Source organism: Shinella sp. BE166 (assembly GCF_051201095.1).
GTDB classification, from domain to species: Bacteria; Pseudomonadota; Alphaproteobacteria; order Rhizobiales; family Rhizobiaceae; genus Shinella; species Shinella lacus.
Genome location: NZ_JBPEHL010000004.1, coordinates 620,989 through 645,515 on the forward strand (window position 1 = coordinate 620,989; position 24,527 = coordinate 645,515).

The 24,527-nt window shown below is 64.8% G+C and carries 17 protein-coding genes; 9 read left to right on the forward strand and 8 right to left on the reverse strand.

Annotated elements, in window-relative coordinates; genetic code table 11:
- Positions 1-7: 7 nt before the first annotated feature.
- Positions 8-3,694: a trifunctional transcriptional regulator/proline dehydrogenase/L-glutamate gamma-semialdehyde dehydrogenase gene (gene putA, locus J2Y63_RS13720; RefSeq protein WP_435266516.1), complete on the reverse strand. Its 3,687-nt coding sequence runs from the start codon at positions 3,692-3,694 to the stop codon at positions 8-10.
- Between the two features lie 178 nt (positions 3,695-3,872).
- Between putA and J2Y63_RS13725 the strand changes: the two genes are divergently transcribed.
- A complete protein-coding gene (locus J2Y63_RS13725; RefSeq protein WP_256119636.1) occupies positions 3,873-4,346 on the forward strand; it encodes an Lrp/AsnC family transcriptional regulator in 474 nt (157 codons plus the stop codon).
- Between the two features lie 6 nt (positions 4,347-4,352).
- Here the strand turns inward: J2Y63_RS13725 and J2Y63_RS13730 are convergent, their stop codons facing one another.
- Positions 4,353-4,787, reverse strand: coding sequence for a PACE efflux transporter (locus J2Y63_RS13730; RefSeq protein WP_435266517.1), 435 nt, complete (start codon positions 4,785-4,787; stop codon positions 4,353-4,355).
- A gap of 93 nt (positions 4,788-4,880) precedes the next feature.
- Between J2Y63_RS13730 and J2Y63_RS13735 the strand changes: the two genes are divergently transcribed.
- Positions 4,881-5,774 (forward strand): LysR family transcriptional regulator, encoded by an 894-nt coding sequence (locus J2Y63_RS13735; RefSeq protein ID WP_435266518.1) that lies wholly within the window; start codon positions 4,881-4,883, stop codon positions 5,772-5,774.
- Positions 5,775-5,799: 25 nt separating this feature from the next.
- On the opposite strand, the gene J2Y63_RS13740 is transcribed toward J2Y63_RS13735, so the two are convergent.
- From J2Y63_RS13740 to J2Y63_RS13750, 3 genes are all read right to left on the reverse strand, one after another.
- A complete protein-coding gene (locus tag J2Y63_RS13740) occupies positions 5,800-6,198 on the reverse strand; it encodes a VOC family protein (RefSeq protein ID WP_435266519.1) in 399 nt (132 codons plus the stop codon).
- A 213-nt stretch (positions 6,199-6,411) separates the two neighbouring features.
- A complete protein-coding gene (locus J2Y63_RS13745; protein ID WP_435266520.1) occupies positions 6,412-8,169 on the reverse strand; it encodes an ABC transporter ATP-binding protein in 1,758 nt (585 codons plus the stop codon).
- A 149-nt stretch (positions 8,170-8,318) separates the two neighbouring features.
- Entirely contained in the window at positions 8,319-9,296 is a 978-nt protein-coding gene (locus J2Y63_RS13750; RefSeq protein WP_435266521.1) for an oxidoreductase, read from the reverse strand.
- 92 nt (positions 9,297-9,388) lie between these two features.
- On the opposite strand from J2Y63_RS13750, the gene J2Y63_RS13755 reads away from it, so the two are divergent.
- Positions 9,389-10,312, forward strand: coding sequence for an AraC family transcriptional regulator (locus J2Y63_RS13755; RefSeq protein ID WP_435266522.1), 924 nt, complete (start codon positions 9,389-9,391; stop codon positions 10,310-10,312).
- A gap of 10 nt (positions 10,313-10,322) precedes the next feature.
- Here the strand turns inward: J2Y63_RS13755 and J2Y63_RS13760 are convergent, their stop codons facing one another.
- Both J2Y63_RS13760 and J2Y63_RS13765 read right to left on the reverse strand, forming a co-directional pair.
- Entirely contained in the window at positions 10,323-11,219 is an 897-nt protein-coding gene (locus J2Y63_RS13760) for a fructose bisphosphate aldolase (RefSeq protein WP_435266523.1), read from the reverse strand.
- 133 nt (positions 11,220-11,352) lie between these two features.
- A complete protein-coding gene (locus J2Y63_RS13765) occupies positions 11,353-15,000 on the reverse strand; it encodes a caspase family protein (protein ID WP_435266524.1) in 3,648 nt (1,215 codons plus the stop codon).
- Positions 15,001-15,312: 312 nt separating this feature from the next.
- On the opposite strand from J2Y63_RS13765, the gene aspT reads away from it, so the two are divergent.
- Positions 15,313-16,998 (forward strand): aspartate-alanine antiporter, encoded by a 1,686-nt coding sequence (gene aspT / locus J2Y63_RS13770; protein ID WP_435266525.1) that lies wholly within the window; start codon positions 15,313-15,315, stop codon positions 16,996-16,998.
- A gap of 90 nt (positions 16,999-17,088) precedes the next feature.
- Positions 17,089-18,684 carry a bifunctional aspartate transaminase/aspartate 4-decarboxylase gene (locus J2Y63_RS13775; RefSeq protein ID WP_435266526.1) on the forward strand — a complete coding sequence of 532 codons (1,596 nt, stop codon included), beginning with the start codon at positions 17,089-17,091 and terminating at the stop codon, positions 18,682-18,684.
- 57 nt (positions 18,685-18,741) lie between these two features.
- Here the strand turns inward: J2Y63_RS13775 and J2Y63_RS13780 are convergent, their stop codons facing one another.
- Entirely contained in the window at positions 18,742-19,572 is an 831-nt protein-coding gene (locus J2Y63_RS13780; RefSeq protein ID WP_435266527.1) for an alpha/beta hydrolase, read from the reverse strand.
- Positions 19,573-19,878: 306 nt separating this feature from the next.
- Here J2Y63_RS13780 and J2Y63_RS13785 point away from each other — a divergent pair, with 306 nt between their 5' ends.
- From J2Y63_RS13785 to J2Y63_RS13800, 4 genes are all read left to right on the forward strand, one after another.
- Positions 19,879-21,498: a benzoate-CoA ligase family protein gene (locus J2Y63_RS13785; protein ID WP_435266528.1), complete on the forward strand. Its 1,620-nt coding sequence runs from the start codon at positions 19,879-19,881 to the stop codon at positions 21,496-21,498.
- A gap of 1 nt (position 21,499) precedes the next feature.
- Entirely contained in the window at positions 21,500-22,336 is an 837-nt protein-coding gene (gene kynA, locus J2Y63_RS13790; RefSeq protein WP_435266529.1) for a tryptophan 2,3-dioxygenase, read from the forward strand.
- Between the two features lie 40 nt (positions 22,337-22,376).
- Positions 22,377-23,513 carry an ABC transporter substrate-binding protein gene (locus tag J2Y63_RS13795; RefSeq protein WP_435266530.1) on the forward strand — a complete coding sequence of 379 codons (1,137 nt, stop codon included), beginning with the start codon at positions 22,377-22,379 and terminating at the stop codon, positions 23,511-23,513.
- A 93-nt stretch (positions 23,514-23,606) separates the two neighbouring features.
- Positions 23,607-24,527 (forward strand): branched-chain amino acid ABC transporter permease, encoded by a 921-nt coding sequence (locus J2Y63_RS13800; RefSeq protein WP_319320150.1) that lies wholly within the window; start codon positions 23,607-23,609, stop codon positions 24,525-24,527.

Sequence of the window (24,527 nt, forward strand, 5' to 3'; positions counted from 1 at the left end):
TGAGACCTTAGCCGATGCTCATCAGGCTGGCATTGCCGCCGGCGGCTGCCGTGTTGATCGAGGTCGAGACCTCTTCGAGCAGCCAGTTCAGGCAATAGGCTTCGCTGCCCGCCTGGATTTCCTGCGTGGAGGCAGCCTGCGTCAGGACGAGTGGACCCGGCAGCGTCGCGATGCGGCGCGCGGCCTCAACGACCCTGTCGCCATCCCCTTCGATCAGCGCACCCGCATAGGGACCATCGGCCGCCCAATCGGTCGACCAGGTGATGAGGGCGGCGAGGTTGGCCGGCAGATCGGACACGCTTGCCTTGAGGCCGGAGGCCGTATCGACCACCGCCTTGTTGCCCGTGGCGAGCACGGCACCGAGCTGGGCCAGAAGCCCCTCCTCCGTCGCCGGCACGAGAAGGATGCGGCCGCGTGGATGAAGCGAATAGAGGTTGCGTTCGCCGACGGGACCGGGCAGTTCGAGATCCAGCCCGAGCGCCGAATTGCTGCCGAGATCGCGCACGCGGTCCGCCAGTTCGGCCTTGCCATTGCCGCGCAGCCATTGCGCGAAATCGGTCACGGCCGGCTGGAGATGCACCGACGAATGCTGCGGCGGCACCGGCGGCGTCTGCACGAGGCGGCCGATATAGAGCGGCCCGCCAGCCTTCGGACCCGTGCCCGAAAGCCCCCGTCCGCCGAACGGCTGCACGCCGACGATGGCGCCGATAATGTTGCGGTTCACATAGATATTGCCCGCCTTCACCCGGCTGGTGACATGGGCGATCGTCTCGTCGAGACGCGTGTGCAGGCCGAAGGTCAGGCCGTAGCCGGTGGCGTTGATGTCGTCGATCAGGCGATCGACGTCTTCGCGCTTGAAGCGGATGACATGCAGGACCGGGCCGAACACCTCGCGCTCCAGATCAGCAAGCGACTGCAACTCGATGATGGTGGGCGAGACGAAGGTGCCGCGCGCGGCTTCCGCCGGCAGCGCCACCTGCTCGACCTTGCGGCCGCGGGCGCGCATCTTTTCGATATGCCCCTCGATGTTCTGCTTGGCTTCCGCCGTGATGACCGGGCCGGTATCGACGTTCAGCCGGTCGGTGCGGCCGATCTTGAGTTCCGCGAGCGCGCCCTTCAGCATGGTCAGCGTCCGGTCGGCAACGTCTTCCTGAAGGCAGAGAACGCGCAACGCAGAGCAGCGCTGGCCGGCGCTGTCGAAGGCGGATGCGATGACATCCGCCACCACCTGTTCGGCAAGCGCCGACGAATCGACGATCATGGCATTCTGCCCGCCGGTTTCGGCGATCAGCGGAATGGGTTTTCCCGAGGACGACAGGCGACCCGCCAGCTCCTTCTGGATGAGGCGGGCGACCTCGGTCGAGCCGGTGAACATGACGCCCGCCGTCTCCGGCGCACCAACGAGGGCGGCGCCCACGCGGCCATCACCCGGCAGAAATTGCAGCGCGCCGGCCGGAATACCGGCCTCGTGCAGGATGCGCACAGCTTCCGCGGCGATCAGCGGCGTCTCTTCCGCAGGCTTTGCCAGCACCGGATTGCCGGCGACGAGCGCGGCCGCAATCTGGCCGGAGAAAATCGCCAGCGGAAAGTTCCACGGGCTGATGCAGACGATGGGGCCTAGCGGCGGGTGGGCGGCGCCGAGCGTGCGGCGCGCCTGTTCCGCATAGTAGCGCAGGAAGTCGATCGCCTCGCGCACTTCGGCAATGGCATTGGCCGCCGACTTGCCGGCCTCGCGGATGGCAAGGCCGATCAGGGTCGAGATTTTCGCCTGCATCAGGTCGGCGGCGCGGTCGAGGCGGTCGCCACGCTCGCGCGGCGGCACGGCAGCCCATTCGGCCGCGGCGGCCAGCGCCAGCTTCGCGGCCTTCGCCACGCCCTCGCTGGAGGCTTCCGTCACATAGCCGACGACATCGGACTGGTCGGCCGGGTTGAGCACCGCCCGCTTTTCGCCATCGCTGGAACCATCCGCGATCTGCGGCACGGCCTGCCATTCGACGGCGGCGGTCTTGGCGAGGTCCTGCGCAAGCGCTGCGAGCACCGTCTCGTTCGACAGGTCGAGACCGGCGGAGTTCAGCCGGCCCTTGCCGTAAAGCTCTGCCGGAAGGGCGATCCGGTCATGTTTTCCGCCCGGCACCGGCATGGCGCGTACGACTGCGGCCGGATCGGCGATCAGCTCATCGACCGAAATGGCCGGATCAGCGATGCGGTTGACGAAGGAGGAGTTCGCACCGTTTTCGAGCAGGCGGCGGACGAGATAGGCAAGCAGCGTCTCATGCGTGCCGACCGGCGCATAGATGCGGCACGGCCGGTTGAGCTTTTCCGCGCCGACCACTTCGTCATAAAGCGGCTCGCCCATGCCGTGCAGGCACTGGAACTCGTATTGCCCGACGCGGAAATCCGGGCCGGCGAGCTGGTAGATCGTGGCGAGCGACTGGGCATTGTGCGTGGCGAACTGCGGAAAGACCGCATCCGTCGCCGCCAGCAGCTTTTTCGCGCAGGCGATATAGGAGACGTCCGTGTGGATCTTGCGCGTATAGACCGGGAATTCCTCCAGGCCGTCGAGCTGCGCGCGCTTGATCTCGGCATCCCAATAGGCGCCCTTGACGAGGCGCACCATGATGCGGCGGCTGGAGCGGCGGGCGAGATCGATGATGAAATCGAGCACGAAGGGGCAGCGCTTGCCATAGGCCTGCACGACGAAACCGACGCCATCCCAGCCCGAAAGGGCTGGATCGTGGCAAAGCTCTTCCAGCAGGTCGAGCGACAGTTCCAGCCGGTCGGCCTCCTCGGCATCGATGTTGAGGCCGATATTGTAGGATTTCGCAATCGCCGCCAGCGCCTTCACCTTGGGCAGCAATTCACCCATCACGCGCCCGGCCTGGGCCCGCACGTAACGCGGATGCAGCGCCGAAAGCTTGATCGAGATGCCGGGGCCTTCATAGATGCCGCGGCCGGCGGAGGCCTTGCCGATGGCATGAATGGCGTTCTCGTAGTCGCGATAGTAGCGCTCCGCATCGGCAGCCGTCGTCGCCGCCTCGCCGAGCATGTCGTAGGAGTAGCGGAACCCCTTGCGCTCCATGGCGCGCGAATTGCGCAACGCCTCGTCGATCGTCTCGCCGGTGACGAACTGCTCGCCCATCATGCGCATGGCCATGTCGACGCCGCGGCGGATGACCGGCTCGCCGCAGCGGGCGATGAGGCGCGTCAGCGCAGCGGAAAGGCCGCGGTCGTTGACCGTCGAGGTCAGCTTGCCGGTGACGACGAGGCCCCAGGTCGCGGCATTGACGAAGAGCGAACGGCCGCCCCCCATATGCGACTTCCAATCGCCTTCGGAAATCTTGTCACGGATCAACGCGTCGCGGGTGGCGTTATCGGGAATGCGCAGCAGCGCTTCGGCAAGGCACATGAGGGCGACGCCCTCCTGGCTGGAGAGCGAATATTCATGCACCAGCCCCTCGACGCCGGAGCCCTTGTGCTTGGCACGCAGCGCGACGATCAGCTTGCGGGCCGTCTCGCGGATGCGGGCGGTCACCTCGTCCGGCAGCGTCGCCTGGTCGAGAAGCGGCCGCACGGCCTCTACTTCGGGAATGCGATAGGCGGCAGTGATGCGCTGCCGGAGCTCGCTCTGCGCCCGGATGGGCGGTGCGAAATCGGCGAAAGCGGGCGTGTTGTGTTCGTTTGCAGACTGGACCATTTTCATCACCATCTCGGGCTATCGGCCATTCCATCCGAGCGCAGAATACATCGCCTGCCGGCGCATTCCACCCTCGTGGCGCTGGCCGGGAACATAGTGGATTGCTACGGGACTTTCTCACCAATATAAGGCTTCAAACGAGAACTATCTCCAAATGAATCCGGATTTGGTGGTCTTAATGTCCAAGACAAAGCAAGTTTTTAGTGAAATCGATGCGATAGACCGGAAGATCCTCGATCTTCTCGTTGAAAATGCACGCATTTCCATCACCGAAATGTCGGAAATCGTCGGCCTTTCGAAGACCCCGTGCACGCTGCGCCTGCAACGCCTGATCAACGACGGCTACATCGACGGCTTCCGCGCCGTGCTCAATCCGAAGAAGCTCGGACTGGACCATGTCGCCTTCGCGGAGGTCAAGTTGTCCGACACGAAGGAGGCAGCGCTCATCGCCTTCAACAATGCGGTGCGCAAGATCAAGGAAGTCGAGGAGTGCCATATGATCGCCGGCCGCTTCGACTACCTGATCAAGATCCGCACCTCCGATATCCGCAGATACCGGGAGGTGCTGGGCGAGAAGATTTCGAGCCTGCCGAATGTCGCAAGCACCTCCACCTCCGTCGCGATGGAATCCATCAAGGAGAGCGGCCGCTGATATCCGTCAGGCCGGCTGTGCGGCCTGCGGCACCGGGAAGACCCGGTCATAGGCGAGGTTGTAGGCGAAGGTGTAGACCACATAGAAGCCGACGATCGCCATGTCCATCATCAGCGCCTGCCACACGGTGATGCCGAGATACCAGGCGATCGGCGGAATGAGGATGGCGAGCAGGCCGCCCTCGAACAGCAGCACATGCACGATGCGCGCCTTCAGGCTTTTGCGCGTATGGCCGACGAGCCGCAGCATCGCGTGGTCGAAGCCGAGATTGTAGACGAAGTTCCACAGCGTCGCGATGGTCGCCGAGACAACGCCGACGACGCCCATATGGCCGACCGGCTGGTTGAACAGCGCCGCCGCCACGGGAACGAAGATCGCGAGGCCGAACGCCTCGAAGAGGACCGCATGACGGACGCGATCGGGGAAAGTGCGCATGGACATGACGTCTATCCTTTTGTTGTTTTCGTTGACTTGCGCGCCTTCTATCTCAATATCGCCAATTATAAAGTTAGCTACTATCCGGATTTGCGATAGATGACCGTTTCGATGGAACAGTTGGAGGCCTTCGCGGCCGCCGCCGAGCACGGCTCCTTCTCCGCCGCCGGTCGGGCGCTGCGCAAGGCGCAGTCGGCGATCAGCGTGCTGGTGTCGAGCCTGGAGGACGATCTCGGCGTCCAGCTTTTCAGCCGCGCCTCGCGCAATCCCGTCCTCACACCGGCGGGTGAGCGCCTACTGGCGGAAGCGAAGGTCATCCTCGATCGCCGCGAGCACCTGATCGGCGTCGCGGCCAGTTTCGAGGCCCATGTGGAAAAGCGCCTCGTCGTCGCCATCGACGAGCTCTATCCGGAGCGGGCGCTGGGCACGCTCTTTGCCGAATTCGCCGAGCGGTTCCCCCATGTGGAACTGGAGCTGCTGTTCCCGATGATGGAGGATGTCAGCCGGCTGGTGCTCGACGGCAAGGCTGATATCGGCGTGATGTGGCGGCAGGAGACACTGCCGGCGGCGCTCGCCTTCCACACGATCGGCTGGGTGCCGCTGAAGCTGGTCTGCGGCCGGAACCATCCGCTGGCCGGGACGGCGGTCGACTGGGAGGAGCTGAAGCGCCATCGGCAGCTCATGGTTGCCGTGCGCAGCGAAGGCCCGGAAAAACAGCGCCTGCGCACCGCCGCCGAAGTCTGGTGGGTGGAAAGCCACTGGGTGATCCTGCAAATGGTCAAGCAGGGCATCGGCTGGGCGCTGGTGCCGGACCATATCATCGACTACTCCCCGGTCATCGACGATCTCGTGACCCCCGCCCTCCAGTTCGACGACGCAGACTGGCCGGTCGCCCTCGAAATGGTCTGGCACAAGCAGAAACCCAGCGGCCCCGCCGCCGAATGGCTGCGCGAGCGCTTCGCCTCCACCCGCATCAACGCCACGCCGGGATAAGGGCTGCAGGAGTGCGGCCCTCGCCTCACCGCCCGTCGCTGAACTGCACGAGATCCCAGAGATTGCCGTAGAGATCCTCGAAGACCGCCACCGTGCCGTAGCCAGCCTGCTTCGGCTCGCGCACAAAGCGGATGCCCCGCTCGGTGTAGAGTGCGTGATCGCGCCAGAAATCGTCGGTCGAGAGGAAGAGAAAAACCCGTCCGCCCGCCTGGTTTCCGATGAAGGCCTCCTGGTTGGCGGCAGAGGCGCGCGCCAAGAGCAGCGAGGTGTTGCCGCCGCGCGGCCGCACCACCACCCAGCGCTTGTCCTGCTCGGGCTGGTAGCTGTCCTCGACCAGCTCGAAGTCGAGCTTTTCGACATAGAAGGCGATGGCCTCGTCGTAGTCGCGGACGACGAGCGCTATATGCGCAATGCTGTGCTTCATTCCGGCTCCCACGGTAGGGGTATTGGCCCGGCAGATCAGCACGAGTTTCCGGCGGACGCCATCGTTTTCTTGCCAGCGCACGATGACCAGCGGCCCGACAAGGCTTGGCCGCGCAGGTGGCGCACCGTGCGCCGCCGGCCCGAACAGATTCCACTTCGCGGACGATCGACGCGGTCCAATCGGGACTCGTCTTCCGAGAGCTTTCCGAATCCGCTACCGCTTCAGATTCAGATGAAGCACGGGATCACTGGCGGTCTGCGCGGCCTGGAGGTTCTTATAGCGTCCGTTCTTGCGGGCGATAAGGTCGGCATGGTTGCCGCTTTCGACGATGCGGCCATCATCGACGACGAGGATGCGGTCGGCATTCGCGATGGTGGCGAGCCGGTGGGCGATGACCAGCGTCGTGCGGCCGGCCGAAAGCTCGGCGAGCGACTGCTGGATGGCGCGTTCGGTCTCCGTGTCGAGCGCCGAGGTCGCCTCGTCGAGGATGAGGATCGGCGGGTTCTTCAGGAAGATGCGGGCAATGGCGAGGCGCTGCTTCTGCCCGCCGGAGAGTTTCACGCCGCGCTCGCCGATCATCGTGTCGAGCCCGTCCGGCAGGTTGGCGATCACATCGTCGAGCCGGGCGCGCTTCGCGGCGTCCAGAATCTCCGCTTCCGTGGCATCGAGCCTTCCATAGGCGATGTTCTCGCGGATCGTGCCGGCAAAGAGGAAGACGTCCTGCTGCACGATGCCGATATTGGAGCGCAACGATTTCAGCGTCATGTCGCGGATGTCGATGCCATCGACGGTGATCGCGCCGGCGGTGATCTCGTAGAAACGCGGGAGCAGCGAGCAGATCGTCGTCTTGCCCGCACCCGAGGGGCCGACGAAGGCGATGGTCTCGCCCGCCTGGATTGCGAGGTCCAACCCGTCGAAGACCGGCCTTTCGGCGCTGTAGCCGAAACGCACGCCGCGATATTCGATATCGCCCTTCAGTCGGCCCGCCTCCCGGGCGCTGTCGCGGTCCATGATGTCGGGCTGCGTGTCGAGGAACTGAGTGTACCGCGCAAAACCCGCAATGCCCTTCGGATAGGTTTCGATGATCGAGTTGATCTTGTCGATCGGCCGGAAGAACACGTTGACCAGAAACAGGAAGCCGACGAAGCCGCCGGCGGAAAGCTCGCCGCGCGTCACGAACCAGGCGCCGGCCAGCATCACCACCACCTGCACGAAGCGCATCGAAAGGTAGGACAGCGACATGGACGCCGCCATCACCTTGTAGGCTTCGAGCTTGGTGACGAGATAGTTGCGGTTGCTCTCGGCAAAAAGCTTGCGCTCGTGATCCTCGTTGGCAAAGGCCTGCACGACGCGGATGCCGCCGACATTCTCCTCGATGCGGGCGTTGAAATCGGCGACGCGGCCGTAGAGCGCATGCCAGTTGGAGGTCATGCGCGCGCCATAATGCGTGGTGACCCAGGCCGTCAGCGGCACGATGACGGCGGTAATCAGCGCCAGCGGCACATGCACCCAGAGCATCAGCAGGAACGCCCCGATCAGCGTCATGATGGCGATGAACAGGTCTTCCGGCCCGTGATGGGCAACCTCGCCGATCTCTTCGAGGTCCTTGGTCAGCCTTGCGACGAGATGGCCGGTCTTCTGGTTGTCGAAGAAGCCGAAGGAGAGCTTTTGCAGGTGGTCGAAAGCCTTGCGGCGCATCTCGGCCTCGATGCGCACGCCGAGCATGTGGCCCCAATATGTCACGATGACCTGAAGGCCGGCATTGATGAGATAGATCAGGAACAGGCCGACAGCGGCCAGCGCGATGAGATCGAGCCGCCCGGTCGGCAGCAGCCGGTCGATGAAGAGCGTCACCGCGACGGGAAAGGCCAGTTCCAGCAGGCCGGCGGCGACGGCGCTGCCGAAATCCAGCGCAAACAGGCCCCGGTGCGGGCGGTAATAGGCGGCGAAGCGCTTCAGATGGTCGGACATGAACGGCATGCTTTCGATATCGGTCTTATTGCTAAGACGATCAACTACCGCGTCTCATCCCACAGGTCGCAAAACTTTTCTTCCCCGACACGGTTTTGTGATTGGCGCCCCTTTTGCGGGCGCCAATCGTTGCTTCTGGCAAAAGCCACTCAGCTTGCGGCGCGAACCAGGGAAACACCTGTCAGCCGTTCGGACAACGCCCAGAGGCGCTCCGCCGCATCCGGATCCATCGCCCAGGGCGCCACGCCCTTGTTGCCTGCCGCCTCGCCCTGCGGGAGCGACACCTCGCAATCCTCGCAATAGAAGCCGCCGATGCCGTCGAGTTCGGGGCGTGTCGCCGCCCAGACGCTGGTTGCGGCACCCTGCTGCGGGCTCTTCAGATCGCGCGCGGGGTCGACACGGCGGTTGCCGTTCTCGTCATAGACGTCGAAGGCATTGATCTCCTCTTCGCTGAGATGGCGGGCGAGATCGGTGAGGATGACACCCGGATGCAGCGAGAAGGCGCGCACGCCATGCTCCGTCCCGCGCCGGTCGAGTCCCAGCGCAAAGAGCGCATTCGCCGTCTTCGCCTGACCATAGGCCTGCCACTTGTCATAGGCGCGCGTGCGGAAATCGATATCGTCGAAATCGACCGGCCCGATCTGGTGCCCGCGCGAGGAGACCGAAACGACCCGCGCGCCGCCGGCCGCAACCAACGCCGGCCAAAGCCCCGCCACCAGCCGGAAATGGCCAAGATGGTTCGTCGAAAATTGGCTCTCGTGCCCCTCGGCATCGCGCGCCAGCGGCGTCGCCATGATGCCGGCGCTGTTGACGAGGATCGATACCGGCGTGCCGGCCGCGACGATCCTGTCCGCGAAGGCGGCGATGGATGCGGGGTCTGAAAGATCCATCGCCTCGATGCGCACATTGTCGATGCCGGCCAACGTGCGCTCCGCCTTGGCGCGGTCGCGCGCCGGCACGATGACCGTGGCGCCGGCGCCGGTGAGCGCGCGCGTCGTCTCGACGCCGAGGCCGGAATAGCCGCCGGTCACGATCGCCGTCTTGCCGGAAAGGTCGATCCCCGCGACCACCTCCTCGGCGGTGCTGGCGGCATTGAAACGGGACCCGATGGGTTTTTGCTCGGACATGTCGTCACTCCTTCGTTCTCTCGTGCTGGTGTCCGTGCTTCATATCGGGTAAAGTTTCGGCGTCTCCAGCTTGCAAACTCCAGGTTTTTGTCGTGATCGTCCAGAATGCACAGGATGCCCTGTCCGACGTGCTGAGCGCCATCGATGCGCGCGCGCTCTTCTCCGTGCGCTTCGCTGCCGGCGGCCCATGGTCCGTCGCCTTCCCGCCGCCGTCCTATGTGAAGTTCAACGCCATCCGCCACGGCGGCGCCTGGGTGATCCCGGAAGGCGAAGCGCCGATGCGCATCGAGGCGGGAGATTGCCTGGTGGTCAGCGGCAAGGCTTTTACGCTTTGCAGCGATCCGCGGGTCAAACCCATCCAGGCGCGCGACGTCTTCATCGGCGGCAGCCTCGATGTGATGGTCGGCGACGGCCAGGATTTCGTGCTTCTCGGCGGCAGCGTGAACCTCGATACGGTGGACGGCACGCTCCTGACCGATGCCCTGCCACCGGTCGTCGTCATCGCGCGCGAAGAGGCCGGGCCGATCGCCTGGCTGCTGGAACAGTTGGATGCGGAGTGGAACAGCACGGCACCGGGGTCACGCATTGCCTGCAACGACCTCCTGCGCCTGATCTTCATCCATGTGCTGCGCGCCTACCTCGCCCGCGAGACATCGCGGCATCCGGGCTGGCTCGCCGGCCTCACCGACCGTCGCCTTGCCCCGGCGCTGCGGGCCATCCATGCCGATCCGGCGCGCCGCTGGACGGTGGACGAGCTCGCCGGCATTGCCGGCCAATCACGCTCGGCCTTTGCCGAACGGTTCCGCGACACCGTCGGCGCCTCGCCGATCGATTATCTTGCGGCATGGCGCATGCGGCTCGCGGCCGCCCGGCTGCGGCGCGGCGACGAACCCCTGCCGCGCATCGCCCAATCGCTGGGCTATGCCTCGGACAGCGCCTTCGCCGCCACCTTCCGCCGTATCCTCGGCCACTCGCCCGCCCGCTACCGCAGCCTGCACCGCGGCGCGGCGGTCTAGCTTCGCCCGATCAGACCTTCACGGCGCTCGCGGTATAGATCTCGTCGATCGTCCGGCCGAGGCTGGCGTCGAACTCGGCATCGCTCATCTGCAGGCGCAGGTCTTCCGTGAGCGCGCGCGAGAAGCTGGCGATCATGCCGTGGTTGCGGCTGAGTTTTTCGCAAGCATCGGCGCGGCTGTAGCCGCCCGACAGGGCCACGACACGGGCGACCGCCTTGTGGGCGATCAGCGGCTTGTAGAAATCCGCAACCGTCGGGATGGTGAGCTTGAGCATGACCTGCTCGCCCGCCGGCACCGCGTCGAGCTGGCTGGCGATCTCGTCGCGCAGGATCGCCTCGGCCTCCTCTTTCGTGGCACTCTTGATCGAGACTTCCGGTTCGATGATCGGCACGAGGCCGTGGCCGAGGATCTGGCGGCCCACCTCGAACTGCTGCTTCACCACGGCGGCGATGCCGGCCTTGTCGGCATGGGCGATCACCGAGCGCATCTTTGTGCCGAAAATGCCCTTCTTCACGGCGCGGGCGAGCAGCGCGTCGAGATCGGGCATCGGCTTCATCACCTGCGCGCCGTTCTCCTCGGCGGCCAGCCCCTTGTCGACCTTGAGGAAGGGCACGACGCCGCGGTCTTCCCACAGATAGGAGGGAACCGGCTTGCCCTTGGCCTCGCCGTCCATGGTCTTTTCGAACAGGATGGCGCCGATCACCTTGTCGCCGGAGAAAGCGAGCGCCGTCATGATGCGCACGCGCATCTCGTGCATCAGGCGGAACATCGCCTCGTCGCCGCTATAATCGGTGTCGGCAATGCCATAGAGACGCAAGGCACCGGGGGTGGAACCGCCGCTCTGGTCGAGGGCGGCAATAAAACCCTCCTTGCCGGACATCTGCGCCATCATCTTTGCGTCAGCCATGCTTTCCCCCCCCTTTTCGGACCGGCGCGTGGTGCGCTCGGACACGCTGCTCTGCCAATTTGCTCGGAGCATAACCGACGATATCTTGTTCTCATACCCCTTGCCGAGATCGGCGCGGGTGGATTTTACCGGCTCAAAACAAACTCATGTCGCCGACCAGGAGGTTTCGCGCGAGCCACGGGCTCTGCCGGCCCTGGGTGTCGCGCAGCACGCGCGATTTGACGGCGGAGTAGAATTCGCCGAGGTCGATGACACCATTGGCATCGACGTCCGCCGTGCCGCGGCCAGTCCCGAGCACCTCGACAATGGCCGAGGTGAAGACGCCGCCGCCCTTTCCGGCACTTTCCAGCGCCACCTGCCGCCCTTTCGACGCGGCAAGCACGACCATGGGCGCGCCGGCCGACGTCAGCAAGGCACCGGCGACATCGTCGTTCGTGGCAAAGGCGCTGCTGCCGGCAAGGCCGGTGTGGCAGGCGTCGAGCAGGATCACCACCGTTCCCTTCGCCTTGGACAGCACCGCCGCGACGTCACTCCAGGCAAGCGCGGTCTCCCGCAACGCGCCGGTGCGCGTATCCGGCAGGGCGAGCAGCAGGTCGCCGGTCGTGCCCGTGCCGCCGGAACCGACGGCGTGGCCGGCAAAAGAGAAGAGCAACGTATCGTCCGGCCCCGTCGCGGCGACGGCATCGGCCACCGCCTTGAGGATCGCTTCGCCCGTCGCGGCACGGTCGCTCAGCACGGTCAGTTCCGGCAATGCCTCACGATGGCCACCGACGCCCGCCAGAACCGCTTTCAGACGCTCCGCATCGCTGCGCGCGAAGGACAGTGCGGGAATGCCGGGATCGCCAGCATACGCGTCTATCCCGACGAGCACCGCGCGAAGACGCCCCTGCCCGCGCGATGGCGGCGGCAGGAGCAGGCCTTTCGGAGTGCTGACCAAGCCGTCGGCATCGTCGGCAAGCACGGTGATCCACCGGCTGCCGCCGGGATCGTCAATGTCGAAGACCTCTTCCGCCGCTTGTCCCTGCACATTCCGCTCGGTGATCAGCCGACCGTCGACGAATACACGCAGCCGCGCGAGCCCGGTATCGTCCGTGGCGCTCACGGCCAGGCGGCGTTTTCCGGCCTCGGCCACGCTCACCGTGAAGGAAACCAGCGGCGGCGAACCCAGCGTTTCCGGCCGTGCGGCGATCTCCCGCCCTTCGAGCACCGCCTGCGCAAGGCCTGGCCGATGGAGGGCCGCCCCGAACTGGTGCACGGTCTGCAAAGCCGGCATCCCGGCAAAACGCACATTGAGCGCATGCGCCCCTTCGTAAGTCGTGTCGAACCGACCATCGGGCAGCATGACGACGATCTCGTCATCGATATGCGCCCCACCCAGGATCTGCTCGCCCGTCCCGGCGCGAAACACGGCGAAGCGGCCGTCATGATTGAGCTGCACCAGAAACCGGCTGTCCCGGGTCAGGCGCATGGCGCGCACCAGAGTCGGATCGGCAAGAGGGATGAGGTTTCCGACGCGCTTGCCGGTGCGCGTATCGATGAAGGCGGCCCGTCCGATATAGCTGGCGGAAACGAGAATCCGGTCGTCGCGCACCGCGAAGACCCGGATCTCGCTCGCATCCGTCGAGCTCCACCCGAACGCGCTGGTATCGTAGGACGCGCCTTCCGGCACGAGTTCGCGGTCGATGTTCACGATGAGGTCGCGCGAAACCAGGATGAGGCCGGCCATGCTGACCCTGGAGCTGCCGGCATAACAATTGGCAAACAGCAGCGCATGGGCCTGTTCCCCCTCCCCCCAGCGCCAGGCCTGTTCGATCGAGGCCGGGTCGAACGCCTCGGCGGAGGTCTTGCATTCGAAGGCGATGTTTTCCGGGGCGACGGTGCTGAAGCGCTGGCGGATGGCGGGAGCGGTCCGCGCGACGGCATCGATGAGCGTATCGATCTTCGGCTTTCGCTCGGCATTCACATCCATATAGTGACCATAGATGCTGTGAGCGACCGACGACACCCGGTCGATCGCGCCGATGACGGCGCCGATCCGGTCGAAGACCGTCGCCTCGGAAGGCTGGAACGACCCTTGCGGCAGGCGCCCAAGGCCGCGCCCGGCGATCTGGACCCCGCAGAACACGCCACCCTCGGCGCGCGCCAGACCACGGCCATCGCCTGCATTCCCGCATCGGTCATCCGCAGCCACGACCGCCGTACCCTCCAGCAGGGGTTTGCGAACGAGCTTGTCGACGGGCACGAACAGTTGCTCGTCCGGCGCGGACGCATTGACGAGATAGCTCTCCATGCCATGCGTGACGCGTATCGGCTCGCCGAAACGCCAGAGGTGTTTTTCCAGAGGGATATCGATGCCACGATGGGTCCTGACGAGCTGGCGAAGCGCTTTTCGCGCGCCGTCGGGGTCGAAGTCGCCGAAATTCCCTTGCGAGGCCGACAAGTAGTAACCCGGCCCGCTTTCCTCCAGGTCGTAAACCGCGCCGGAGACGATGTCCCAGAACCGCCCGCCGTCCTTGGTGCCGTCGGCGCTCGGGCCGGTCAGCGCCGCGAACATGCGATCGACATCGAGCACGATTTCAGTGCGCCAGCCGACCCCCATGTTCCGCATATAGGTTCCGGTGCCGATATCGCCGTTGAGGGTGGAGACGACGGAATTCTCCATCTGCCGAATTTCCGCCCCGAGCACGATGAAACTGTCGTTGCGTGCCCAGGCAAGCATCCCGGGACGCAGGTTCTGGACGACGGCACCATCGGCGAGGTCGATGACCTCCAGCCGCCTGTCGATCGAACGCACCGCTGCCACGAAGCGTCCCGTCGGTGAGAAGCGCGGCTGCAATCCTGCGCGCGAGAAGAGCAGAGCGCCCATCTCGCGGTCGAACACGTCGTAGCGGTCCTTGTAGACCTTCATCTCGTAGCGCCCGGAAGCGTCGGCCAGAACCTCGTCCAGCGCATCGCTCGTGAAGCGGTCCTGCATGACGATTTCCGGCAGCCCGAGTTCCACCGTCAGGCGCGGTGAACGCTCCGTGCGCAGCACATGCTCGCCACAGGCGCCGCCCGTCACGAGGCTGACGCCGATATCCTGCGGGCCGGCGGAAAGGAGAAAGACGGTGATGGCGCCGCTTGCCGCGGGCATGCGCCCATGCAGCGGAATGATGGCGCGCGTGCGCTCGCCGGCATGTTTCAGGCCATCCGGCCCCTTCGCCCCAGCCGTCAGCGGCAGAAAACCCTTGCCCTTGAAACGCGTGGCCGCCGGAAAATCGGCGACGATGAAAAGCGGCAAGGGTGCGGGTTTTGCCGCCCGGAGCTGATAACCAAATAGGAAGCCCGTGCCCGGCGTCAGTTTCTGCGTCATGCCGATGGTAAACTGGATGCCGGCGACCATCGCCCGGGCCTCGTTAAGTGCCTCGGGACAGGCAAGCGCCGCGGTCTGCGTTTCGGGCACCTGACGAAGTTCGGCGATGCGCTCGCGCATCTGTTTCGCAAGACAGGCCTCATCGCCGCGGCATCGGCTTCGCTTGCGCATCCAGGCGCGCTGGTCCGCCACCAGCTTCTCGGCCGCCTTGCCTTCAGCCGCGGAACGCTGCTGCGAATAGGCGGCAGCCATTTCCGCGTCGAGCGCCGCCAAAGCCGGATCGCCGCATATCGCATGCTCCACCGCATTGGAGGCCTTGGCGCAATCGAAACTGGGCTGCGCGGACACCGATCCGGCGCCCAGCAGCACAAGGACGGTACAAACAGCCGCCATCATCAGAACATGCAGTCGCGTGCCGGAACCGGTCATGCCGTCCCCCTCCGCATAGGGCGTGCTCCCCTGTCCGGAAGCAGGCCTCACCACTCGGCTTCACTGACAATTCCTGAAATTCCTGCGCTGGCGGGGCCAGGTATACTCAATTCTTCTAACGTACCAGCCAAGCCGTTCATTCGGCCGACGGAGGCTGCGTTCAAAAACGGCACATTTTCCGCAGGTTGTGCTGAAACTCATTCACCCTGGCGTTCCAGTCAAAACGACACATACGAGTTATAGTTGCAGTTTTGCAAAACTCATTTAGCGTGCCGGAAGCGGAGTGCCGCGCGGCTGCAAGTGGGAAAACGCATGAACTATCTGCACTCGATCTTCCAGCAATCCCCCGAGATTGCCCTCTTCCTCGCCCTTGCCGGCGGCTACTGGATCGGCAAGTTCCAATTCGGCAAATTCCAGCTTGGCGGCGTCGCCGGCTCGCTTTTGGTCGCCGTCGTCCTCAGCCAGGTCGGCGTGACGATCGACAACGGCATTAAGACCGTGCTCTTCGCACTGTTCATCTATGCCGTCGGTTTCGAGAGCGGGCCGCAGTTCTTCCGCTCGCTCGGCCGCAAATCCATTCGCGAGATCGTCATGGCGGCCGTGCTGGCGCTGAGCGGCCTTGCCACGGTGGTGGTGCTCGCCAAGATATTCTCGCTCGATAAGGGCCTCGCTGCCGGCATTGCCGCAGGCGGGCTCACCCAGTCGGCGATCATCGGCACCGCAAGCTCGGCGATCGGCAAGCTCGGCCTTTCGGCGGACCAGACCCAGGCGCTCCAGGCCAATGTGGCGATCGGCTATGCGGTCACCTACATCTTCGGATCCTTCGGCGCGATCCTGGTCTGCGTCAACATCCTGCCCTGGTTCATGGGCCGCGGCATCCGCGACGACGCCGTCAAGGCGCAGGCCGAGATGCTGGCCGGCGCGCAGGTCTTCGGCCCGGGCGAAAGCGCTGCCCTACCGGATCTCGTCGGGCGCCTCTTCACGGTGGAGAAGGCGGCCGGCCGCACGGTCGCCGACCTGGAGGCCAGCGCCACGGCCGCCCCGATCGCCGTCGAGCGCATCAAGCGCAAGGGCAGCATCGTCGGCGTCGATCCGGGCTTCGTTTTGGAGCGCGGCGACATCGTGCTCGTCGTCGGGCGCCGCTCCGGCGTCGTCGGGCTGGAGGCCGTCGTCGGGCCGGAACTGCAGGCCTCCGACGGCATGGAGATGGTTCTCGCCACGCGCGACGTCGTCGTCGCCAATGCCGAATTCGCCGGCCACACGGTCTCCGACATCATCGACGCAACGCGCGACCTGCGGCACGGTGTCTTCGTGCTCTCGGTCAAGCGCGGCGGCACCCCGTTGCCTCTCGAAGCGAAAACCCGGATCGAGGCCGGCGATATCGTCACGGTCTACGGCCTCCAGGAGGATCTCCAGCGCATCGCCAAGCGCGTCGGGCCAGTTCTCGTGCCGAGCGACAAGACGGATTTCGTCTTCCATGGCCTCGGCATCGTCGTCGGCCTGCTGATCGGCCTTCTTGTCGTGCGCATCGGCTCGATCCCGCTGACGCTCGGCAGCGGCGGCGGCGCGCTTCTGGCGGGCCTCGCCTTCGGCTGGTATCGCAGCCGCAACATGACGCTCGGCAACATGCCGACCGGCGCATCCACACTGCTTCGCGACCTCGGCCTTGCCGGCTTCGTTGCGGTGGTCGGCCTCCAGTCCGGCCAGCAGGCGGTGCACACCATCATCGAGAGCGGCCTGTCGATCTTCCTGATCGGCGTCGCCGTCACCATCATTCCCATGCTGATCACCATGGCCGTGGGACGATACGTGCTGCACTACGACAACGTCGCGGTGTTCGCCGGCTCGCTCTCGGGTTCGCGCAGCGCCAATCCCGCCTTCGGCGAGGTGCTCGACAAGGCCGGCAATTCCGTGCCGACGACATCCTTCGCCATCACCTACGCCCTCGCCAATGTGTTCCTGACCCTGCTCGGGCCACTCGTCGTCGCCCTCGTATGACCGACCCCAGAGCATTTCCAGCCGAAGCGGGATCGCTTCGGCGTCGGACAATGCGGAAACGTCAAAGCAAAAGCCTTCGGAGAAAGCCCCATGACCGACTACAGCCAATACGCCAAGCTGAGCCCGTTCGAGCTCAAGGACGAGCTCATCAAGCTGGCCACGAGCAAGAAGAACCAGACGATGCTGAATGCCGGGCGCGGCAACCCGAACTTCCTGGCCACCCTTCCCCGCCGGGCCTTCTTCCGGCTCGGCCTGTTCGCCACGGCCGAGGCCGAGCTGTCCTACTCCTACATGCAGCAGGGCATTGGCGGCCTTCCGAATATCGAAGGCATCGAGGGCCGGTTCGAGCGCTTCATCAGCGAGCATCGCGACCAGGAGGGCGTCGTCTTCCTGAGCCGCAGCCTGTCCTATGTCCGCGACCAGCTTGGCCTTTCCGCCTCGCAGTTCCTGCATGAGATGGTCGAAGGCATCCTCGGCTGTAACTATCCCGTCCCGCCCCGCATGCTGCGGGTGAGCGAAGAGATCGTCCGGCAATATCTCGTCAAGGAAATGATCGGCGGCTTCACGCCGGCCGGCGATGTCGATGTCTTCGCAGTGGAAGGCGGCACGGCCGCCATGACCTATATCTTCAACACCATGAAGCAGAACGGGCTCGTCGAGCGCGGCGACAAGGTGGCGATCGGCCTGCCCGTCTTCACGCCCTATATCGAGATCCCGCAGCTCGACGAGTACGGCCTGAAGGAAGTCGCGATCAATGCGGACCCGGCTGCCGGATGGCAATATCCCGATTCGGAACTGGAAAAGCTGAAGGACCCCGCCATCAAGGTGTTCTTCTGCATCAATCCGAGCAACCCGCCCTCCGTCAAGCTCGATGAGCGCAGCCTGAAGAAGATCGCCGACATCGTCGCCAACGACCGGCCGGACCTCATCATCCTGACCGACGACGTCTATGGCACCTTCGCCGACGACTTCCAGTCGCTTTTCGCGGTGTGCCCGAACAACACGATCCTCGTCTATTCCTTCTCGAAATATTTCGGCGCCACCGGCTGGCGGCTCGGGGCCATCGCCACGAACCGCGAAAACGTGCTCGACCGGAAGATCGCGGATCTGCCGAAGAAGACGCGGGAGCCTCTGGAAAAACGCTACAACTCGATCGTGACCGACGTCAGTGCGCTGAAATTCATCGACCGGCTCGTCGCCGACAGCCGCACGGTCGCCCTCAACCACACCGCCGGGCTCTCGACGCCGCAGCAGGTGCAGATGGTGCTGTTCTCGCTCTTCGCCCTGATGGACGAGCACGACATGTACAAGGCATCGCTGAAGAAGGTCATTCGCCGGCGCGAAGCCGCCCTCTACCGCGAACTCGGCATCGAACTCACCGAGAACCCGAACCAGGTGGATTATTACACGCTGCTCGACCTCGAAGACATCGCGCAGAAACTCTACGGCTCGGAGTTCGCGGCGTGGGTGAAAAAGACCTTCACCGCCAACGAGCTTCTCTTCCGCATCGCCGACGAAACCGGCATCGTCCTCCTCCCAGGCCGCGGCTTCGGCACGCAGCACCCCTCCGGCAGAGCCTCCCTCGCCAACCTCAACGAGTACGAATATGCGCGGATCGGCCGTGCGCTGCGGGAGATGGCGGACGAGTACCATCGGCAGTTCACGAAGAAGAAGTCGAAACGCTGAGGCCGTCGGAGCCACCAGTCGAGCGGCAGCGGAGACGTCTGACTTATCGTACGATACTCACTCCGACAGCAGGGCTCGCGTCAGAGCATGTCCCGCATCGGCGAGGCCATCGATAATTGTAAAGTGATGCCTGTCCGGCTCGATGACCGTCGCCGTTGTGGCGCCCAGGCCCGTCCAGATATTGGCGAGCAGGGCGTTCTGGCGCAGGAATTCCGGGCGTTCGCTTCCGCCCACCCAGCAGGTGATGCGGGCATTTTGCATGGGCCGCAGCAGCGCCGGGCTTTCAGCAAGTGCCTCCGCCTCGTCGATGGCGAGCCTTTCGTTCATGGCGGTCGACAGGAGGGGGCGCAGGTCGTGCAGGCCTGAAATCGAGACGACATTGCGGATGCGTTGCTGGACATGAGGTGCAAGCGGCGCCGTCGTGGTGATCATCCGGCTGGCGAGATGGCCGCCGGCCGAATGCCCGGTCAGGATCAGCGGTCCCTCGACCAGTCCTGCTGCTTCGGTGATGGCGGCCGCTACCTCCCTGACGATTTCCGCGATGCGAACCTCCGGGCAGAGCGTGTAGGAGGGCATGGCGACGGCATAGCCGTTGGCGACGGCGCCTGCGGCCAGATGCGACCAGAAGCTCTTGTCGAGCTGCAGCCAGAATCCACCGTGTACGAAGACGACCAGGCCCTTGGCGGCGCCTTCCGGGAGAAAGAGGTCCATGCGGTTTCTCGGCCGCTCGCCATAGGCAAGGTCGAGTTTTGCGCGGCCGGCCGACAATAGCGCGCTTCGGAACGCCTCGGCGGGCGTGACCCAGGCCTCCGGCCATCGATCGCCACGCGGGATGTTCACCCCGTTGGCATAGGCGTTGTCCCAGTCCGAAATGCGGTATTCCAGCATCGTTGCACCCCTCCCTTGATGGCCGACGGGAATAGAAATCACCCGGACGGCGGCCAAAGGCAATGCCATCAACGAAAAAACTTTAGGCTTGAAATAATTTTTGACAGATGCGATGCTGCACCATGTTCAGCGCAGAAGTGGAGGTCTTCGCTGTGCCCATCACAATCGATGACATTTCCTGCGCGACGACATGGCCTCTCGGCTCGGCGAAGCTGCGCCTTGCTGCCCGCGCCAACACGACCGCAAAAAATCTAGCCGATGCAGCCTGAACAACAGGCACGACACGAACAGGGGGATGGCCGCCACATGCTTGGACCGACTGCACATGTCGACACGTTCACACGCGACAACCTGCCGCCGCCGCAGGAATGGCCGGATTTCCTGCTCGACGGTTTCGACTATCCCGACCGCCTTAACGCCGCCGTCGAACTGACGGATGCGATGGTCGCAAAAGGGGTCGGCGACCGCACCGCGCTGATCGGCAACGGGCGCCGCCGGACCTACAAGGAACTTTCCGACTGGACCAACCGGCTGGCCCATGCGCTGGTCGAAAATTACGGTGTGAAGCCGGGCAACCGGGTGCTCATCCGCTCGGCCAACAACCCGGCCATGGTCGCCTGTTGGCTCGCCGCCACCAAGGCCGGCGCCGTCGTCGTCAACACGATGCCGATGCTGCGCGCAGGCGAACTCACCAAGATCGTCGACAAGGCCGAGATCAGCCTGGCGCTCTGCGACACGCGCCTGATGGACGAGATGATCGCCTGCGCCAAGGACAGCCGCCACCTGGAACAGGTCGTCGGTTTCGACGGGACCGCGAACCACGACGCCGAACTCGACCGGATCGCCCTCGACAAGCCGGTGCGCTTCGACGCCGTGCCGACCGGCCGCGACGACGTGGCGCTTCTCGGCTTCACCTCCGGCACGACCGGCGTGCCGAAGGCGACCATGCACTTCCACCGCGACCTGATGGCGATCGCCGACGGCTACGCGCGGGAAGTTCTCGGCGTGACGCCGGAGGACGTCTTCGTCGGCTCACCGCCGCTCGCCTTCACCTTCGGCCTGGGCGGTCTTGCGATCTTCCCGCTGCGCTTCGGGGCGGCGGCGACGCTGCTCGAACAGGCGACGCCGGCGCTGATGGTGGAGATCATCGAGACCTACAAGGCGACGATCTCGTTCACCGCGCCCACGGCCTACCGGGCCATGCTGAAGGCGATGGATGCCGGCGCGGACCTGTCGTCGCTGCGCGTCGCGATCTCCGCAGGCGAGACACTGCCTGGCCCGATCTTCGAGGAATGGACCGAGAAGACCGGCAAGCCGATCCTCGACGGCATCGGCGCCACCGAAATGCTGCACATCTTCATTTCCAACCGCTTCGAGGATCGCAAGGCCGCCTCGACCGGAAAGCCGGTCGGCGGCTACGAGGCGAGGATCGTCGACGACGCGATGCGCGAAGTGCCGCGCGGCACGGTCGGCAAGCTCGCCGTGCGCGGGCCGACCGGCTGCCGCTACATGGCCGATGCCCGCCAGCGCGACTATGTCCGCGACGGTTGGAACATCACCGGCGATTCCTTCTTCCAGGACGAGGACGGCTTCTTCCATTTCGCGGCCCGCTCCGACGACATGATCGTGACCGCCGGCTACAATATTGCCGGCCCCGAGGTCGAGGCGGCGCTGATCGCGCACCCGGAAGTGGCGGAATGCGCGGTGGTGGGCGCGCCGGACACCGAGCGCGGCCAGATCGTCGAAGCCTATGTCGTGCTGACCGCCGGCGTGCTCGCGGACGAGGCGACGATCAAGCGCCTGCAGGATCACGTCAAAGCGACGATCGCGCCGTTCAAATATCCCCGCTCGGTGAAGTTCGTCGAGGCCCTGCCGAAGACCGCGACGGGCAAGATCCAACGGTTCCGTTTGCGGTCGGAGCACTGACATGAGCGACCCATACGACCCTTCGAAGGAACGCGCACAAATGTCGTTCGAGGGACGCATGTCCTACAGCGACTATCTCAAGCTGGAAAAGGTCCTCACCGCGCAGGCGCCGCTTTCGCAGGCGCATGACGAGATGCTGTTCATCATCCAGCACCAGACCTCCGAGCTCTGGATGAAGCTTGCCTTGCATGAGATCAGCTCGGCGATCCGCTCCATCCGCGAGGACCGGCTGGAGCCGGCCTTCAAGATGTTGTCGCGGGTCGCGCGCATTTTCGAGCAGTTGAACAATGCCTGGGACGTGCTGCGCACGATGACGCCCAGCGAATATACCGAGTTCCGGGATTCGCTCGGGCAGTCGTCCGGCTTCCAGTCCTGGCAGTACCGGGCGATCGAGTTTTCGGCCGGCAACCGCAACATCGCCATGCTGCGCCCGCACGCTCATCGCCCCGATATCATGGAAAAGCTGGAGGCGATCCTCGCCGCCCCCTCGCTCTATGACGAGGCGATCCGGCTTCTGGCACGCAACGGCTTCGATGTCGGCGACGAGGCCGGGCGCAGCGACTGGCGCGAGACGCGCAGCGAGAACGACAAGGTCTTTGCGGCCTGGCAAACCGTCTACCGCAATCCGGAACGTTACTGGATGCTCTACGAGCTTGCGGAAAAACTGGTCGACTTCGAGGATTATTTCCGGCGCTGGCGCTTCAACCACGTCACGACAGTCGAACGCATCATCGGCTTCAAGCGCGGCACCGGCGGAACGTCCGGCGCCTCCTATCTCAAGAAGATGCTCGAGGTGGAGCTCTTCCCCGAACTATGGCATGTGCGTACGGATCTTTGATAGAACACGATAAAAATCGAACCATAATGAGGAGAACAGCATGAACCGCATTCTGGCAGCAAGCCTCTTCGGCCTTTCGCTCGCGACGTCCGGCCTCGCCCATGCCGAGCCGGTGAAGATCGGCGTCATTACCACGCTTTCGGGCGGCGGTGCCGGCCTCGGCATCGACATGCGCGACGCCTTCACGCTGGCGATCAAGCAGTCGGGCAACAAGGACGTCGAACTGGTGATCGAGGACGATGCCCAGAAGCCGGAACTCGCGGTGCAGATCGCCGAAAAGATGATCCAGGGCGACAAGGTCGATCTCATGACGGGGATCATCTGGTCGAACCTCGCCATGGCCGTGGTGCCGAACGCTGTGGCGCAGGACGTCATCTACCTTTCGCCCAATGCCGGCCCCTCGGCGCTGGCCGGCGCGAACTGCAATGCGAACTACTTCAACGTCGCCTATCAGAACGACAATTTCCATGAGGCGATGGGCCAGTACGCCAATCAGGATTACAAGAACGCGTTCATCCTTGCGCCGAACTACCCCGCCGGCAAGGACGCACTGACCGGCTTCAAGCGCTTCTACAAGGGAGCGCTCGCCGGCGAGGTCTATACCCAGGTCGGCCAGACGGATTATGCGGCCGAAATCGCGCAGATCCGCGCATCCGGCGCTGATTCCGTCTACTTCTTCCTGCCCGGCGGCATGGGCATCGCCTTCATGAAACAATATGCCCAGTCGGGCGTCGGCATTCCGGTCATGGGGCCGAGCTTCTCCTTCGACCAGGACGTGCTGCCGGCCGTCGGTGATGCGGCACTCGGCGTCAAGAACTCCGCCAGCTGGTCGCCGGACCTCGACAACGAGGCCAGCAAGGCCTTCGTCGAAAGCTTCAAGGCCGAATATAACCGCCTGCCGTCGATCTATGCGGCGCAGAGCTGGGACACGGCGAACCTGATCCTGTCGGCGCTTTCCAAGGCGAGCGCCAAGGACAAGGAGGCCTTCAAGGCAGCGCTGAAGGCCGCTGACTTCAAGTCCGTGCGCGGCGCGTTTTCCTTCAACAACAACCAGCACCCGATCCAGAACATCTATGTGCGCGAGGTGGTGAAGGATGGCGACGTGCTGACCAACAAGATCGTCGCGACCGCCTTCGAAAATCACAAGGACGCCTACGCCGAACAGTGCGGCCTGTAAGGCTGTTTGACGTCCCATCGCCTGGGCGTTCGGCTTCTTGCCGGCGCCCGGACGATGCCCACGCGATCCCGACCTGAAGCTTGGACCGACGCCGTGTTCACCGCACTCCTGATCGAACAATTGCTCAACGGGCTTCAGCTCGGCGTGATGCTGTTTCTGATGGCCGCCGGCCTGACGCTGATCTTCGGCGTCATGGGCCTCATCAACCTGGCGCATGGCTCGCTCTACATGATCGGCGCCTTCGCGTGCGCCACGGTGGCCGCGGCCACCGGCTCTTTCTGGCTCGGCCTGATCGCCAGCCTTGCCGCCGCGGCCGGCGTCGGCGCGCTCATCGAGGTCGCCGTCATCCGCCGGCTCTACGACCGCGACCATCTCGACCAGGTGCTCGCCACCTTCGCGCTGATCCTGATCCTCTCGGAAGGTGCGCGCTGGGTCTTCGGCTCGTTCCCGCTCTATCTCGACATCCCCCCGCAGCTTCAAGGCGCAGTGCCGCTGCCGGGCGGCGGCCAGTATCAGCTCTACCGCCTGGCGATCATCGCCGTCGGCATCGCCGTTGCGGCAGGTCTCTATCTCCTCATCTCCAAGACTCGGCTCGGCATGCGCATTCGCGCCGGCGAATCCGATCGCGAAATGATCGCGGCACTCGGCGTCGATATCAGCACGCTCTATACGGTGGTCTTTGCGCTCGGCGCGGCGCTGGCGGGTTTTGCCGGCGCGCTGGTCGGCGCCCTCCAGTCGGTTCAGGTCGGCATGGGCGAGCCCGTACTCATCCTCGCTTTCGTCGTCATCGTCATCGGTGGCATCGGCTCGATCAAGGGTGCCCTCGTCGGCGCGGTGATCGTCGGCGTCGTCGACACGATGGGCCGCTTCCTGCTGCCCTCGCTTCTCGCGCTGACGATGCCGGCCTCGCAGGCGACGACGATCGGCGCGGCACTGGCCTCGATGCTGATCTACGTCGTCATGGCCCTCATCCTTGCCTTCAGGCCGAGCGGCCTGTTCGCGGCGCAGTCGTGA

Excerpts from the sequence above, each read along its gene's own strand:
- putA (WP_435266516.1), bottom strand. The coding sequence starts at position 3,694 with ATGGTCCAGTCTGCAAACGAACACAACACGCCCGCTTTCGCCGATTTC.
- J2Y63_RS13725 (WP_256119636.1), top strand. The coding sequence starts at position 3,873 with ATGTCCAAGACAAAGCAAGTTTTTAGTGAAATCGATGCGATAGACCGG.
- J2Y63_RS13730 (WP_435266517.1), bottom strand. The coding sequence starts at position 4,787 with ATGTCCATGCGCACTTTCCCCGATCGCGTCCGTCATGCGGTCCTCTTC.
- J2Y63_RS13735 (WP_435266518.1), top strand. The coding sequence starts at position 4,881 with ATGACCGTTTCGATGGAACAGTTGGAGGCCTTCGCGGCCGCCGCCGAG.
- J2Y63_RS13740 (WP_435266519.1), bottom strand. The coding sequence starts at position 6,198 with ATGAAGCACAGCATTGCGCATATAGCGCTCGTCGTCCGCGACTACGAC.
- J2Y63_RS13745 (WP_435266520.1), bottom strand. The coding sequence starts at position 8,169 with ATGTCCGACCATCTGAAGCGCTTCGCCGCCTATTACCGCCCGCACCGG.
- J2Y63_RS13750 (WP_435266521.1), bottom strand. The coding sequence starts at position 9,296 with ATGTCCGAGCAAAAACCCATCGGGTCCCGTTTCAATGCCGCCAGCACC.
- J2Y63_RS13760 (WP_435266523.1), bottom strand. The coding sequence starts at position 11,219 with ATGGCTGACGCAAAGATGATGGCGCAGATGTCCGGCAAGGAGGGTTTT.
- J2Y63_RS13765 (WP_435266524.1), bottom strand. The coding sequence starts at position 15,000 with ATGACCGGTTCCGGCACGCGACTGCATGTTCTGATGATGGCGGCTGTT.
- aspT (WP_435266525.1), top strand. The coding sequence starts at position 15,313 with ATGAACTATCTGCACTCGATCTTCCAGCAATCCCCCGAGATTGCCCTC.
- J2Y63_RS13775 (WP_435266526.1), top strand. The coding sequence starts at position 17,089 with ATGACCGACTACAGCCAATACGCCAAGCTGAGCCCGTTCGAGCTCAAG.
- J2Y63_RS13780 (WP_435266527.1), bottom strand. The coding sequence starts at position 19,572 with ATGCTGGAATACCGCATTTCGGACTGGGACAACGCCTATGCCAACGGG.
- J2Y63_RS13785 (WP_435266528.1), top strand. The coding sequence starts at position 19,879 with ATGCTTGGACCGACTGCACATGTCGACACGTTCACACGCGACAACCTG.
- kynA (WP_435266529.1), top strand. The coding sequence starts at position 21,500 with ATGAGCGACCCATACGACCCTTCGAAGGAACGCGCACAAATGTCGTTC.
- J2Y63_RS13795 (WP_435266530.1), top strand. The coding sequence starts at position 22,377 with ATGAACCGCATTCTGGCAGCAAGCCTCTTCGGCCTTTCGCTCGCGACG.